The organism is Shimazuella soli, from assembly GCF_022511585.1.
GTDB classification, from domain to species: Bacteria; Bacillota; Bacilli; order Thermoactinomycetales; family Thermoactinomycetaceae; genus Shimazuella; species Shimazuella soli.
Window position 1 is genome coordinate 1 of record NZ_JAKWBN010000015.1, and the last position, 15,438, is coordinate 15,438.

The 15,438-nt window shown below is 40.1% G+C and carries 14 protein-coding genes; 8 read left to right on the top strand and 6 right to left on the bottom strand.

Features of this window, described 5'->3' with window-relative positions:
- On the bottom strand, positions 1 to 506 hold a 506-nt coding region (locus MK805_RS17405), incomplete at its 3' end, for a hypothetical protein (RefSeq protein WP_420833105.1).
- 56 nt (positions 507 to 562) lie between these two features.
- On the opposite strand from MK805_RS17405, the gene MK805_RS17410 reads away from it, so the two are divergent.
- Positions 563 to 1,711, top strand: coding sequence for a hypothetical protein (locus MK805_RS17410; RefSeq protein ID WP_240877193.1), 1,149 nt, complete (start codon positions 563 to 565; stop codon positions 1,709 to 1,711).
- 226 nt (positions 1,712 to 1,937) lie between these two features.
- Here the strand turns inward: MK805_RS17410 and wecB are convergent, their stop codons facing one another.
- The 4 genes from wecB to MK805_RS17430 all read right to left on the bottom strand — a co-directional run bounded on the left by wecB (position 1,938) and on the right by MK805_RS17430 (position 6,827).
- A complete protein-coding gene (gene wecB, locus MK805_RS17415) occupies positions 1,938 to 3,068 on the bottom strand; it encodes a non-hydrolyzing UDP-N-acetylglucosamine 2-epimerase (RefSeq protein WP_240877194.1) in 1,131 nt (376 codons plus the stop codon).
- 125 nt (positions 3,069 to 3,193) lie between these two features.
- Complete coding sequence (locus MK805_RS17420) at positions 3,194 to 4,147, bottom strand: coiled-coil domain-containing protein (protein WP_240877195.1); 954 nt, start codon at positions 4,145 to 4,147, stop codon at positions 3,194 to 3,196.
- A gap of 157 nt (positions 4,148 to 4,304) precedes the next feature.
- Positions 4,305 to 5,459 carry a BMQ_0737 family morphogenetic spore coat protein gene (locus MK805_RS17425; RefSeq protein ID WP_240877196.1) on the bottom strand — a complete coding sequence of 385 codons (1,155 nt, stop codon included), beginning with the start codon at positions 5,457 to 5,459 and terminating at the stop codon, positions 4,305 to 4,307.
- A 201-nt stretch (positions 5,460 to 5,660) separates the two neighbouring features.
- Positions 5,661 to 6,827 (bottom strand): BMQ_0737 family morphogenetic spore coat protein, encoded by a 1,167-nt coding sequence (locus MK805_RS17430; protein ID WP_240877197.1) that lies wholly within the window; start codon positions 6,825 to 6,827, stop codon positions 5,661 to 5,663.
- A gap of 191 nt (positions 6,828 to 7,018) precedes the next feature.
- On the opposite strand from MK805_RS17430, the gene MK805_RS17435 reads away from it, so the two are divergent.
- The 5 genes from MK805_RS17435 to MK805_RS17455 all read left to right on the top strand — a co-directional run bounded on the left by MK805_RS17435 (position 7,019) and on the right by MK805_RS17455 (position 10,806).
- Positions 7,019 to 8,260, top strand: a complete 1,242-nt coding sequence (locus MK805_RS17435) for a hypothetical protein (RefSeq protein WP_240877198.1) — start codon at positions 7,019 to 7,021, stop codon at positions 8,258 to 8,260.
- 23 nt (positions 8,261 to 8,283) lie between these two features.
- Complete coding sequence (locus MK805_RS17440) at positions 8,284 to 8,631, top strand: DUF1360 domain-containing protein (RefSeq protein ID WP_240877199.1); 348 nt, start codon at positions 8,284 to 8,286, stop codon at positions 8,629 to 8,631.
- Between the two features lie 36 nt (positions 8,632 to 8,667).
- Positions 8,668 to 10,134: a hypothetical protein gene (locus MK805_RS17445; RefSeq protein ID WP_240877200.1), complete on the top strand. Its 1,467-nt coding sequence runs from the start codon at positions 8,668 to 8,670 to the stop codon at positions 10,132 to 10,134.
- 86 nt (positions 10,135 to 10,220) lie between these two features.
- Complete coding sequence (locus tag MK805_RS17450; protein WP_240877201.1) at positions 10,221 to 10,409, top strand: hypothetical protein; 189 nt, start codon at positions 10,221 to 10,223, stop codon at positions 10,407 to 10,409.
- On the top strand, positions 10,387 to 10,806 hold the full coding sequence (locus MK805_RS17455) for a M67 family metallopeptidase (protein WP_240877202.1): 420 nt from the start codon (positions 10,387 to 10,389) through the stop codon (positions 10,804 to 10,806). The genes MK805_RS17450 and MK805_RS17455 overlap by 23 nt, the downstream gene beginning before the upstream one ends.
- A 63-nt stretch (positions 10,807 to 10,869) precedes the next feature.
- Here MK805_RS17455 and MK805_RS17460 read toward each other — a convergent pair whose 3' ends face one another.
- Entirely contained in the window at positions 10,870 to 12,099 is a 1,230-nt protein-coding gene (locus tag MK805_RS17460) for a M20 metallopeptidase family protein (RefSeq protein WP_240877203.1), read from the bottom strand.
- A 202-nt stretch (positions 12,100 to 12,301) separates the two neighbouring features.
- Here MK805_RS17460 and MK805_RS17465 point away from each other — a divergent pair, with 202 nt between their 5' ends.
- Together MK805_RS17465 and MK805_RS17470 are read left to right on the top strand one after the other, a co-directional pair.
- On the top strand, positions 12,302 to 12,712 hold the full coding sequence (locus tag MK805_RS17465; protein ID WP_240877204.1) for a transposase: 411 nt from the start codon (positions 12,302 to 12,304) through the stop codon (positions 12,710 to 12,712).
- Between the two features lie 299 nt (positions 12,713 to 13,011).
- The gene (locus tag MK805_RS17470) at positions 13,012 to 15,009 is read left to right on the top strand and encodes an exosporium glycoprotein BclB-related protein (RefSeq protein WP_240877205.1); all 1,998 of its coding nucleotides are present in this window, start codon (positions 13,012 to 13,014) and stop codon (positions 15,007 to 15,009) included.
- Positions 15,010 to 15,438: the final 429 nt, after the last annotated feature.

The window sequence follows — 15,438 nt, forward strand, 5'->3', positions numbered from 1 at the left end:
AACAGGAGTAACTGGAACGACCGGAGCCACTGGGTCAACCGGAACGACAGGGTCAACTGGATCGCCCGGAGCCACAGGGTCAACCGGAACGACCGGATCGACAGGAGCAACCGGAACGACCGGATCGACTGGATCAACCGGATCAACCGGAGCCACAGGGACAACCGGAGCAACCGGAACGACCGGATCAACTGGATCAACTGGAGCCACAGGGTCAACTGGATCAACAGGAACGACCGGATCGACTGGAGCAACCGGAACGACCGGATCGACTGGAGCAACCGGATCAATCGGAGCCACAGGGTCAACTGGATCAACCGGAACGACCGGATCAACCGGATCAACAGGAGCCACAGGGTCAACAGGAGCCACAGGAACGACCGGAGCAACAGGATCAACAGGATCCACAGGAGCCACAGGGTCAACTGGATCAACCGGAACGACCGGATCAACCGGATCAACAGGAACGGCCGGATCAACTGGATCAACAGGAGCCACAGGGTCAACCGGAGCCACAGGAGCTACTGGAACCACAGGAGCTACTGGAACCACCGGAAGCATTTTGGCATTTGCGAATACAGCTTTTGTGTCTAAAAATGGTAATGATGCTACTGCTTCTATAGGTGGAACTCCATTTTTAACAATCAATGGAGCTATTAATGCGATCAATGCTGCTGGAGCGACTGGGGTGACTATCTATGTTTATCCTGGAACATATGATGAAAGTGTTGTTATGCCAGCCGGGAATTCATTACGCGGTATCAGTCTCCTAACAGTAACTATTCGTCGGCAAAATGTAACTTCCGATACTACGCTTCTTACGATGGGAGAAAACACAAGGGTAGAAGATGTTACGCTTCAGCTTACTTCGACTAATCATGTTAATTTAACAGGTGTTGCATTTCCAGGAACCACATCTGCGACAGCAAAATTAAGAACTTTTGTTTTAACCGTGGATAATTCGACTGCATCAACAACTGGAACTTCTAATGTTTTGGGAATACACTCTTTTGGAACAGGTAATCCCAATGAAAGCGTTAGTGCAATAAGAGCTGCTACTGTCAACGTTCGATCAGCTGGACTGGGAACAAAAAGAGCGATATTAGTTGATACAAACCCAAATTCGTTCTATGGACGTGATGTGAATTTATTATTGATAAATGCGGGAGGACTTGGATCTTTTATTGGTGCAGAAGTGAACCAAGCAAGCTCGACTTTAGGATTACGTTTGATATCCATTCAAGGAGTAACAGCAGATGTATCCCAAACCTCGGGAACACTATTGCTAGGCTCCGCTAACCTATTTAATTCCAATGCAAATGGTATAGGATTTACCACAGTACAAAATCCAAACACTATTATTTGGGCTGATCCGGGAGGTCTTCCTAGCGGCACTATCCATTTCTACAGACCAGGAACTGGAGATGTCACTCCTACAGAAATTTTTATTCGATTAAGCCAAAAAGCAGTTGTCAAATCATTGAATGTAAGAGCAATTACAGGACCTGGAGTTGGAAATACGGATACTTGGACTATAAGAAGAAATGGAGTGGATACTCCATTGACGGTTACGTTAACAGGAACACAGACGGCAAATATTGATAATAATACTTCTGTAACATTCTTAGCAGGGGATACTATATCGTTAAAAGTACTGACTGCTGCTACCACTTCCACAACAGATTCTGTCATACAAGTAGATATTTTCTAAAGAAAAAATTCGAATATATGGGGCTGTTGACAAAAACGGTTTAGGAGCATTTTTCCTAAACCGTTTTGTTTTTTCTTCGTTTGTCTTATTAATAAGTTTGATCTAACTTAGTACTTTTTGTCCTATCTGATTGTTCAAACTACTGCTTTTACAGACTTCCGCAGACTGAAAGCCCACATTTAAAATAGAGTAAAGTGCTTGGAGATGTGTATTGTGAAATGATTCGCTATCGAAATGGTGTAGGGGGGTAATCAGTTAACCTGTAATGATGTAATATTCCCTGTACAATTCGCTTTGATGCTTTTCCATCACCATATGGGTTATTTATTCCAGTCATAGATTGATATGCTTTTCTGTCTTTTATCAAAATGCTTGCCTCTTCAAAGATTCGGTTTTCGTCTGTTCCAACTAATTTGGCTGCACCTACACGAACTACTTCTGGTCTTTCTGTCACATCACGCATTACCAGAACAGGAGCATGCAAGGATGGTGCTTCTTCTTGAATTCCTCCCGAATCCGTTAAAATCAAATAAGAGCGTGCAGCAATATTATGAAAATCCATCACATCGAGAGGATCGACTAACAGTATTCTGGGATGATGTCGAAGGATAGAATTTGCTTTCTTTTGGATAATGGGGTTTAGATGAATCGGAAAAACAGCAACAACATCAGAATAAGTTTCGACTAACCGACGAATAGCTTGAAACATATTGTCCATTGGCTCACCTAGGTTCTCTCTGCGATGAGCCGTTATTAAAATCATTTTTTTTCCTTGGACTTGTTTGATCAATGGGTGATCGTAATTTTCTTGAATGGTCATACTTAGGGCGTCAATTGCTGTATTTCCTGTTATGTATACGGAATCTTTTGATATTCCTTCTCGATATAAATGATTTGCCTCTTTATCAGTTGGAGCAAAGTGTAGATCTGCTAAACTTCCCACTAATCGGCGATTAAGCTCTTCTGGGTAAGGGAGATATTTTTGATGAGTCCGCATACCAGCTTCCACATGTCCCACTTTTATTTGCTGATAAGCGGCTGCGAGGCTAACGGAGAAGGTAGTAGTCGTGTCACCATGCACTAGAACCAAATCAGGTTTTAATTGATTCAATACAGTTTCCATTCCAACGAGTACCCGATATGTAATTTCCGTTAATGTTTGATGATCTGTCATTACTTCTAGGTCAAAGTTTGGTTTTAAATGAAATGCTTTTAATACTTGTTTTAGCATTTGCCTGTGCTGAGAAGTAACACAAAGAAATGTCTCGAGATCAGGATGTTGCTGCAATTCGTAAATCAGTGGACTCATCTTAATTGCTTCTGGCCTAGTTCCAAAAACAACAAGAATACGGAGCATAAGCACCCTCTTTTTTAACAATTTTTTCTATTTTTATGTTCAGGAAATAAAACCTATGATTAAAGTGGGTCTATTCTTGTAAATTAAGAAGCCATTCCTTCTTTAAAAAGGAATAGCCTTTTGATTTACCTTGATCCACGCTTAAAAGGATTAAATTCAACCGATTGGGAAGCCTGTTGTTGAGGGAAATATTTTTTTGGAGTTTGCGAAGAGGAAGGATTAGAAGTTATTCTAGTCTGCTCATTTGTTAATTTTTTTGATATTCGATCCATTGTTTTAAAATGTCCATCTGTGGCAATTTCTTTGGGTTTTTTGGATATTGATTGGATACTTTTTTGTAATGTTTTTAAGTTATCGTGGTATCCTTGTTCCCTTTTTTCATACTCTGATATTTTTTGTTCTAGCTGCTGTATCAGTTCCTGCTGATCAGTTTGGTTTTCAAGGGGTTTTTGTTCGTATTCAGCGATCTTTTGTTTTGATTCTTCGATCAATTGTTGCCTCGTTTGTAAATCTTCTTTTAAACCAGAAATTGTGTCCTCTTGTATCGTAACTTTTTGCTTCAATTGGGAGAGAATTTGGCGTTTTGCTTCTAAGTTTTCCTTATGTTCTGAGATTGTTTTTTCATGTTCGGTAATTTTCTTTTCTAACTGTTCAATTAACAGTTGTTTCGACGTTAAACTCCTTTGTAATTCAGCAATATCCTCTTCGTATTTTTTGATCTTTTGTTTTAATTGATCAATGGTTTGTTGTTTTTCATCTGTACTTTCTTTAAAAGAAATCGTTATTTGTTCGTATTCATTTAATTCTTTTTGAAGATCATCAATTAACTGTTGTTTTATGAGAGAATCACCAGTTGCCTCTTTTTCCTTTTGTTCATATTCTGCTAATTTTTTTTGGAGTTCTTGGATGGTTAGTTTATCTTGATTTTGATCTTTTAGGTATTTTTGTTCTTTTTCAATATATTGTACAATGAGTTTATTTTTTTGTTCCAATTCCAATCGGTATTCCTGTTCCTTTTTCTTGTACTTGTCAATGATTTGATCTTTGTCTTCGCGTTTTTTCCAGTTCCAAAATCCCATTTAGACAAGTCCTTTCTTTTTTTATTTATGACTCTTTCCCGCATATGATATGCTATGCACCAATCTATGTAGCGGTTAAAGCAAATAAAAGAGATTTAAAAAAGGAATAAAAAAAGCTGCTGGTACAGAACCAACAGCTGTGCAGGGTTAATAAGAATTACGTTGTTGGGGTTGGGAATGCAGTACAATCCCGAATAATGATTGTATTTCCAATATCGATGGAAGTAGCAACAGCTGCAAACAGACCTGGAGTAACACTTGCTAAAATTAAGACATAGCTGTCAACTGCACCAGCATCAACCAGCGTTAAGGTATATGCTACTGGGATCGTATCCCCAAGTGCTGTCACTACTGTGCCTTGGCCTGTTACCACCTGTGTTCCTACTCCTAAAAGGAACGTACAGGTTTCGGTAGTAAAAGAGTTAGCAGTAAAGGTAAAGCTATTGTTCGGAGGAATGCCATCTGTATCCGTAAAGGTGAAATTAATATTTGTGTTAATTTCTGCACAACCGTTACAGACGTTTCCAACGAGAGATGCTGTACCAGCAGATATCGTCAAACCATTGACTACTACGCCAACTGAGGTTGGTACCGCTGCATTAGTAGAATTGAAGGAGCTCTCACAATCACAGTTAGGCTGTGGGAAGAAATCGCATTGCTGTGGGAATAAGGTTGGCGGACAAACGGAAGTAACAGGTATTTCGATTGGAGCTCGTGGTGAACAGAACTTCGCCAAGACTTCTAATTTTACCGCGGCAATTACTTGAATTTCTTTACATATAGTAAGTTCGATTCCCACTGATGCTGGGAATGGGATACCGCAAACGGCTGGTGGAGTGGTGATGACACAATCTCCACCGATAATCCGGCAGATTAGGTTGTCATTTGTAAACTCAGGTGGAAAACACAATACAACTTGACGAACAAATGGTACTGTCAAAGGAATCGTACAAGTAACAGGGTTTCCGTAATCATCGGTACCAGTAAAAGTCACATCAACAGGGATGTCCTGTCTTAATTTCACTAAAGCTGCATTAACTCCATCAATGTTAATGGGACGACGATCGAGTATGGTACAAACTCCATTGGAAACACAAGTGATAGGAAAAAATTGTTCTGTTATCAATGTGCAGGTAATATCTGTAACAGTAGTCGGGCATCCAGCAGGGTGTTTTGCAGGTAATGGTATGGTTGTATTGATATCTTCTGTTAAAAGTACAAAATCATATACTTTGGGCACACAGATACATTCCGTTTGAACATTATTTGGAATAGGTGGAGTGACCTGAGAGCCTCTTATTGGTCTGGTCATAGTGTTTTTTCATCCTCCTTACTTGCTATAAATGAACTTTTTTATTCCATAAATCATTGCATATGTATGTCATGTATATTCATTATTTTTTTATTAATTAACTAATTAAATCTATTTTTGTATATAGTTAAGTTCTGTGCATTACAAGAATAAAAAAATAGCTGTTGGTACAGAACCAACAGCCTGTGTAGATAAGCATGATTACGTTGTTGGGGTTGGGAATGCAGTACAATCTCGGATAATGATCGCATTTCCTATTGCTACACCCGTTGCAACCGCTGCAAATAGTCCAGGAGTGAGACTTGTTAATACTAAGAGATAACTGTCAGCAGCACCAGCATCCACCAATGTTAAGGTATAACCTACTGGTATGGTGTCTCCGAGTGCTGTCACTACTGTACCTGTACCTGTTACCACTTGTGTACCTACTCCTAAAGCAAAGGTACAGGTTTCAGACGTAAAAGAATTAGCAGTAAAGGTAAAGCTATTGTTTGGTGGAATGCCATCTGTATCTGTAAAGGTGAATCTAATATCTGTGTTAATTTCTGCACAACCATTACAGACATTTCCAACAAGAGTAGCTGTACCAGCAGATATCGTCAAACCATTTACTACTACGCCAACTGATGTCGGAACTGTTGCATCGGTAGAATTAAAGGTGCTCTCACAATCGCAGTTTGGTTGTGGGAAGAAGTCACATTGTTGTGGGAATAAGGTTGGCGGACAAACAGAAGTAACAGGTATTTCGATTGGTGCACGTGGTGAGCAGAATTTCGCTAGTACTTCAAGTTTTACCGCAGCTAGTACTTGAACTTCTTTACAGATATTTAACTCTACCCCAACAGAAGCAGGGAATGGTGTTCCTCCAGCTGGTGGTGGAGTGGTGATGACACAATCCCCGCTGATAATCCGACAAACTAAGTTGTCATTGGTAAACTCAGGTGGGAAACAGAGTACAACTTGACGGACAAATGGTACTGTCAATGGAATGGTACAGGTGGCTGGAGCACCAGTAATATCGGTACCAGTAAGCGTTACCTCAATAGGAATATCCTGTCTTAATTTCACTAAAGCTGCGTTTACCCCATCGATGTTAATAGGGCGACGGTCTAGTACCGTACAAACTCCGTTAGTAGCACATGTAATAGGGAAAAAGGTTGTTACACCTGTCAATGCACACGTAATATCTGTAACCGTAGTCGGACATCCTGCTGGCGGTGTCGCAGGTAATGGTATCGTCGCATTGATGTCCTCTGTAAAGACCACAAAATCATAAACTTTGGGAACGCAGATACACTCAGCCTGAACATTATTTGGAACTGGTGGTGTGACCTGAGAGCCTCGTATTGGTCTAACCATAATTTCCATTTACCCCCCTTAGGTAGTAATAACTTTCAACCTATATATACGCAGAACAAGCAAAGATCGCTTTAGGCAAAAGTCCAATTTTCATAAAAATCTATCTCTTATGATGGGAGAAAAGTTTTTTAAAATCGTTACTTTTCTTCTATTTCCGTTCATAAACTATTTCTGATATAGCGATGAGAAGGAGGATGTTGATGGACTGGAAGATATATTACGACGATGAAAATAAAGGACAGTTACCTTTTCATTCTCTACCTGTTTTTCAATTGTTTTGCGAACACATAGGGTTTCAAATGAAATGGAACCAACAGGAAAAAATACTTCACCTCGCTCCCATGTTGCAAGGAAAAAAAGTATATTTCATGCCAATGAAACAAGACGATAATCATAATTTTATGCTGGATACGACCAAAGCGTTCCTGAGCGACACAGGTATCCAAGTAACGGTATTACAGGCGAAGTCATCTCTTCCAGATGATGGAGAAATAATGGTTAAACTTAAATTTAATACAAGTGATAAATCTACAACCTCACGTCCAAAATTTACGATTTTTTATAGTCAAGGGTTAATAGCGAAAAAATGGGCAGAGATGTTTGCGGAAGAATGTCAAAAACATGGAATTATTGCGCGGATTAAAGAGGAAGAAAAAAAATCCCCTATTCCTGTATTGGAACTTCGTAGTAGATTACCCGAAGCACAAGGAATGGATAGAGACTTGGAGGAACAAATTAGTCTTATTTTGGCCACTGTATTACTCAGAGGATGTGCCGGAGGCAATACTTTCTCCTTTCTACCATTTCTGTCTCTTGATTCGATGAAATTGCTATTTCCAAAAGAAGAAAGAAGTTCTCTTACTCCATCAGCTCCAGAAGCATTACAGAAGAAAAAGCCTCAACCTCAACACACAGAAGTCCCACCACAAAATAAAGGGAACACTACAGCAAATCCCGTGCCTATTCCACCCTTTCGAATGGAAGTATGCTTTGATTACCAAATTGTTTTTCCCACTTCCGAAGAGGATGATTATTTGGTTTTAGGAAATATGTATCTTAAAAACACAGGTATGGGGGCTTTGCCAGATCCTCATATTTGTATTCAAGTCCCTCCTTCTTCTCATATACAACTAAAAGGTCAAATTATTCCACCTCAAATGGTGGATACCGCTGGAGTTCAAAGTTTTTCAGGAGACAGTGCAGTTGGATGGACATATGTAGATGAAGATTGGCGTAATAAAGTAAAAGAGCTAGGAGAGTATTGGGTACGTTCCATACAACCATTAATCATTAAGCCAGGTGAAACCATTCCATTTTCCAATTTTCAGTTATCCGTTCCCCGTGATAGTAGTGGAGACATTATGATCGAGGGCTTCGTACACTATAAAGGGCTAAATCTCCAATATCCAGCAGCGAATAAAATCGCCCTTTCGTTTACTTAATTTTCTTTCGAGGAGGGACTTTTTTGTTGGAATTCTCGTGGTTTCAGTTTTTCGTTTTTATTTTAGCCTCTTTTCGTTTTACTCATCTTATTGTCTTTGATGAGATAACATCTATCATTCGAGATCCATTTGTCAAAGTTACTTATGAGCCTGATGATTCTGGTCAAGTGGTCAGAAAAATTCATATCATAGGCACAGGATGGCGTCATACTGTGGGTATATTTTTAAGTTGTCATTGGTGTGTCGGGATTTGGTCATCTGCTTTGCTTTTTTTCTTATACCTATGGTTCCCCGCTTCTTACCCTCTCCACCTTGTTTTAGCAATTGCGGGAGCTGCTGCATTTATTGAATCAAAATTGTATTTTGGTTAACGCCAGAGGAATAAATTACATTGAGGTGAGAAATCGATGAATGAAAAAAGAAATGCAAGTGAAATGTATAAAAAGAAAATACTTCAATTACAGCATATAAATCAGGCGTATGAAGCGAAAATAGAGAAGTATAAATTTCAACACGCTAAAATGGGACGATTATTAGAAAAGTATCGGACTCTAGAAGGCAGATATGCAAAGCAAGTAGATGAGATAACAGCTCATTACGAAGAAAAAGAGATAGAATTAAGGCAAGCTTTGAATGCAGCTAAGGAATTAGGAACCGAAAAACATAAGAAGATCAATGATTTACAGGAGAATGAGACAAAATTACAGCAGTCACTGCAACAAAAAGAACGACAAATAGAAACATTACTAAAAGAAATTAAGGCTTATCAAAGACAAGGGCAAATAAAAAGCATTCAAAATGATAGCATTAAAAAAGAAAATAATATAGAGAACGCAAATGAGCAAAAGATTTGGCAATTACAGTTAGAAGCTAATGCTTATGAGAAAAAAATGAAGCGATTGGAGCAAAGCGAACAGAATTACGCAGAAAAAGTAACAGAGCTGAGACAACTTCTTGACGAAAAAGAAAAAACGATTGAGCAATTACGGTCAAAAGCTAATTCTAATGAGGAAAAAAGCAAACAATTGGAGCAAAACGAACAGAATTACGCAGAAAAAGTATCGGAGCTGAGACAACTTCTTGACGAAAAAGAAAAAACGATTGATCGATTGCAGTTAGACGCTAATTCTCATGTGAGAAAAATCCAGCAATCGGAGCAAAACGAACAGAATTACGCAGAAAAAATAACAGAGCTGAGACAACTTCTTGATGAAAAAGAAAAAACGATTGATCAATTGCAGTTAGAAGCTAAATCTCATGAGAAAAAAATTAAGCAATTGGAGAAAATCAAACAGAATTATGTAGAAAAAGTAACAGAGCTGAGACAACTTCTTGATGAAAAAGAAAAAACGATTGTGCAATTACATTTAGAATCTGCTGCGTATCAAGAACAAATCAGTAAGTTGAAACAAAAAAACGAAATTTTCCAAGAGAATAGAAACGATCAAGAAGAACAGACGAAAACGCTTGCAAGAGAAAAAAAGAAACTTGAAGATGATTTAAAAGAAATGGAAAAACAATTATTTCAAGAAAAAGAAAGTATGGCATATCAGATGCAGATACTCACTTCTGCCTTTCAAAAACAACTGGAGCAAATTAGCCAAGACCAAGAAGATTCTCAAAAAGGAGAGGCTTTGTTGTTAGATGAACAAACAAAAGAGGAGCCGTTGAAAAAAGAGAAAGCTGTCATAGCTAATCTTGCAGCTCAACCTAAATCTGGTAACACCACTAACAAGAAAGCCCCATTAACAGTCCAGCAACTACCGCCAGAATTTCAAACAGATCCAGATCAAAATGGTAAGTTTCTACGTAACCATCAAGTACCTTATGAAAGCAACTACATGGAATCATTAAAAAAGGAAACAGATGACTAATTTCTAGAGATATACAGCACGCATGGAATGAATTCGAATATGATAAATACGCGAATATATTGGCTATTGTAGAAAGGAGATACTTTATGGATCCTCGATTTATCCAGTGGCAAAACTTTCGACCATCAAGAAGAAGTGGGCAACCATGGAATGAAGAAGCCTCAAATTCAGATCAAAATAAATTAGTTCGTCCTATACAACAACCGTCTCAAGGGAGGTCCAATCAACAACCCCAACGCCGAGGAGGTTGTTGTGGGAAAAGAGCAACAGACTAATCTCTGTTTTACTTTTCTCCCTCATGTGTTTAGCTCTATGATTTCCCATTGTATGGAGCAAAACCCTTTTGAAGCATGTGGTCTGTTGTCTGGTAACAATCATATAGCGAGTACTTTCTGGCCTATGAAGAATATTTTACGAAGTCCAAATGCTTTTCAAATGGATATGGATCAGATTGAGATAACATTTAAACAAATGAAAGAAAAAGGAGAACAGTTAGTAGGGATTTATCATTCCCATCCTACTGCTGCACCTTATCCATCACCAGAAGATGTGATCCATGCGAATTATCCTGAGGCAGTATATGTGATTGTTTCATTATCTCAAATAAAACCAGAAGTTGCTTGCTTTCGTATTCAAAAAGGCCTGGTAACCCAAGTGCAATATACACTTTGATAAAAAGATACAACTAGCCTTCTTATTATTAGTTAGGAGGCTAGTTTTTTAGTCTATTCGTCTTTATTCAGAGGTCACCTCATTTTTTTCCATAAACTTGATCAATTGATAGAGTTGAAAATATACTCCCGTTAGTAAGGCACGGGGATCAGCTTCAAAGTGTGGCGAATGCAAATCAAATATTTGTTGTTGGTGTACTGGTTTGGTTCCTAAGCGGAAGAAATGTAAGGGATAACCTAGCTCGGAGAACCAAGAGATATCATCTGCTCCTCTGCTTGATTCTGTATGCTGCACTTCAATCCAAGGAAAATGTTCAGAGATACCATAGGAATCTTCGACGAGAACTGGGTCATTCACAACTGGCGGAAGAGCAGGAATCCCACTATTTTTTAACTCTAATTTTACAAAATCATTTTCCAAACTTCTTACATAGTTATGGATTGCTGTTCTTGCTCTTTCATGGAACCTAAATTCAGGGGTCCGCAATGTTCCTTCGCACCAAGCTGTTTCTGGGATGATATTGCCTTTGCTGCCACTGTGTATTTGACCGAAAGCGAGAACAGCTTCTGGAACATCATGAGCTATAAACTCAGGTAATTGAGATAAAACTTGTCCTATTACTGTAAGGGCACTGTAGGAATGTTCTGGTCGAGCAGTATGTCCACCTTTCCCTTTCACCTCAATTTTTAGAAATTCGGCTGAATAATTAATTAGTCCAGGACAAGTAGATATTTTACCTGCGGGTAATTCTGGATATACATGTAGGCCAAAACAAACAGCATCTTTGCCGAGATAATCAAGTAATTTTTCCGATTTGATAAGAAATGCAGTTCCATTTAGTTCTTCGGCAGGGCGAAAGAGAAGGATAACTCGACAGTTGAGGATATCTTCATGTTGTTTTAACCACCAAGCTATTCCCAGCAAAATAGATGTATGCATATCATGTCCACAAGCATGCATCGTATCATATGTTTTCGATCGATACCAATTAGTGGATGCTTCTTCAATAGGTAAAGCATCAAAATCAGCGGTAAAAATTACAGTTCTTTCTCCCTGTCCAAACGATACGGTGATTGCTTGTGAAGAAACAGATTTCCCGAATATTTCACCATTGACATCATATAAATTTACTTTTAATCCTAAATTTTTTTCAAGGATCGTGGTGATGTAACGGATCGTATTTCTTTCTTGAAAGGATAGTTCAGGGTGTTGATGCATGAAATAAAAATGACGTGCCATCCATTGATACCACTTGGATTGTGAGGTGTTTTGAAGTAGTGCTAAGTGGTTCATATTTTCATCATTCCTTTATAGAGAATAGTTTTATTATACAATGATTTGGTTTATTCAAAAAACAGGGATAAAACAACATATGTCCAAATATCTCTTTATTTTCAAGGGGTATCACGCTTTAACGTCATTTTAAAATTTTTTTATAAAGGGTTATGACCTAATTTATTTTTGTGGCGAGAACACCCGTGAATTCATTCGTGGGATGAATCGTTACGGTTTTTGGTTTTCTTTTTTGACAAATCCATCCATATTTTGTATATTGGGATTCATCCAAAATTTCGTGAATATCCCCATTGGGATGATCAAAGAGAAATTGGAATATAGGTGTGAGCGAAATGGGATGACGTTGGTGCAACAAGAAGAAAGCTACACATCCAAAGCGAGTTTTTGGGATCAAGATGAACTGCCCACCTATGATCCATCCAACTCGAAAACGTATACCTTTAGAGGTGCACGGGTGAAACGTGGCTTATATCGTACGTCTTCGGGAATGTTGATGAACGCAGATATCCATGGCGCATTAAACATCTTGCGAAAAAGTAATGTTGTAGCCCTAACGGGCTTATACACTAGAGGCGAAGTGGACACGCCTGTACGAATAAGGATAGCCTAGCTATCAACCTTCGTAGACGAAGCTTACGGCTATAGTCGTGAGAGGTTCACATTCATCTCATACATATAACCATAATGAAAAATGCTTGTTTGAAAGAGAAGTTCACATGGATTTCATCCAGAGTGTACTTCTCTTTTACTTTCTTTTTCTTATAATGCTTAAATGATGTCTCAAAATGTGGAAAGATTTTTTGAAAAAAATGTGCTGGAGAAGTGCCCTAACTAGGCGAATAGCCTTTCCGTTATAGATGCCTCTGTATATATTAACTAGAGCCAATTAATTTTAGGGGAGTTGAGCTGATGTCACAAGCTAATACACCAAATGTTACTCGAACCATTACAATTACTCGTGAAGATGCGATAAATTTGTTACTTTCTTCTGTAGCGATAGAAGAACTAGGTCTTAGCCATATTATTAATGACGAATTTCTACGTGGCATACTTCCAAGCGATTCTGGAGTTTCGGTAACGATCAGCGATTTATTAAATGCAAATAGCATTGTTCAATCTACGTTACGGGAAATCGCGAAGAAAGAATTGCTATTACAGAATGAGTTGAAAAATGTATTGCAGTCTACTGTATCCATATCAACAGAAACAACTGGGGTTACAAGTGAAACATTAGGCGATGTTGAAGCCGCCGGATCAATTAAAGCAATCAAAGACATTGGTGAAATCGGAGTAACAGGACGGACTGAAGCAACGGGAGCTACTGAATCCACAAGGGAAACAGGAATCACCGGAGAAACCGGAGCCGTTGGTGAAATTGGAGCCACCGGAGATGCCAGAGCCAAGGAAGAGATCGGAGCCATTGGAGATGTCGGAGCCATCGGAGATGTTGAAGCCACCGGAGATGTTGAAGCCATCGGAGAGACTGGAGCCAAGGGAGAAACGGGAGCCACCGGAGAGACTGGAGCTAAGGGAGAAACAGGAGCCAAAGGAGAAACGGGAGCCACTGGAGAAACAGGAGCCAAGGGAGAAACGGGAGCCACTGGAGAAACAGGAGCCAAGGGAGAAACGGGAGCCACCGGAGAGACAGGAGCCAAGGGAGAAACGGGAGCCACCGGAGAGACAGGAGCCAAGGGAGAAACGGGAGCAACCGGAGAGACAGGAGCCAAGGGAGAAACGGGAGCCACCGGAGAGACAGGAGCCAAGGGAGAAACGGGAGCAACCGGAGAGACTGGAGCCAAGGGAGAAACGGGAGCCACCGGAGAAGCTGGAGCCAAGGGAGAAACAGGAGCCAAGGGAGAAACGGGAGCTACCGGAGAAGCTGGAGCCAAGGGAGAAACGGGAGCAACTGGAGAAGCTGGATCCAAGGGAGAGACCGGAGCCAAGGGAGAGATTGGAGCCACCGGAGAGACTGGAGCCACTGGAGCAACGGGAGCAAGAGGTAAGACCGGGGCAAAAGGTAGAACTGGAACAACGGGAGCGACCGGAGCAACAGGAGCGGTTGGATCAAAGGGAGAGACGGGAGCCACTGGAAAGACCGGAGCAACGGGAGCGGTTGGACCAAAGGGAGAGACAGGAGCCACTGGAAAGACCGGAGCAACAGGAGCGGTTGGATCAAAGGGAGAGACTGGAGCCACTGGAAAGACCGGAGCAACAGGAGCGGTTGGATCAAAGGGAGAGACTGGAGCCACTGGAAAGACTGGAGCAACAGGAGCGGTTGGACCAAAGGGAGAGACTGGAGCCACCGGTAAGACCGGAGCAACGGGAGCGGCTGGAGCCACCGGAGCCATCGGAGCGACTGGAGTAACCGGAGCCACCGGGTCCACAGGTGCCCCCGGATCAAGTGCTATTATTCCATTTACTTCTGGTCTTCCAGTTTCACTGACTACTGCATTATTTGGGGAAGTTGGAACTCAAGCACTCATTGGCTTTGGAACTTCAGGTTCAGTTGTTGCTGTCTTAGGTGGAACAATAGATATCGCAGCAGTCCCAGGAGCACTTCATAACTTAGCATTTTCCATGCCTCGGGATGGTATTCTCACATCACTTGCTGCATATTTTAGTACAACAGTTGATTTATCTTTGTCAGAAGCAATAACGATAACAGCTAGGATATATTTTTCTCCTACACCTGACAACATATTTACACAAATCGCATCTGTAGCATTAGGACCAAGTCTTACAGGGGTTGTTTCAGAAGGAACTATTAGTAGTGTTGTTGCAGAATTGCCAAGTATACCTATAACCGCTGGAACGCGTTTGCTACTCGTCTTTACTACAGATTCAGGTGATTTAGATGTTGATACAGTTGTGGAGGGTTATGCAAGTGGTGGTTTAGCTATTAACTAATGGAGATAAAAAGGTCTTAAGGTGAAATCCCAATAAGACCTTTTTTGCTGTCTGCTAGGTTCGATATTATTTTTTCGAAGGTAAAAAGAATGCTTTATCAAATAAACGGTTTAGTTTGAGAGAAAATATTACGGACTAAAATTTATATAAAAAAAGGGGTTGCAATCTTTTATTGACCGTGTTATATTATTTCTTGTCGCCGCGAGCAACACACAAACGGCTGACTGACAACAACTTCCACTTGATTTTCGGGACGAGTTGTTATAAAATATAAAAGTCGCGCTTGAAACACAAACAAGTGAGGCTGTCGCACTTTGAAAATTGGATAGGAAATAGATGAAGAGAAAGACATGTGTGTCTTTTTCGTCAAGTTGCAAAACACCGGGTGAATGTAATGATTCACCAAGGAACCAAGTAGGAGAAGCTACT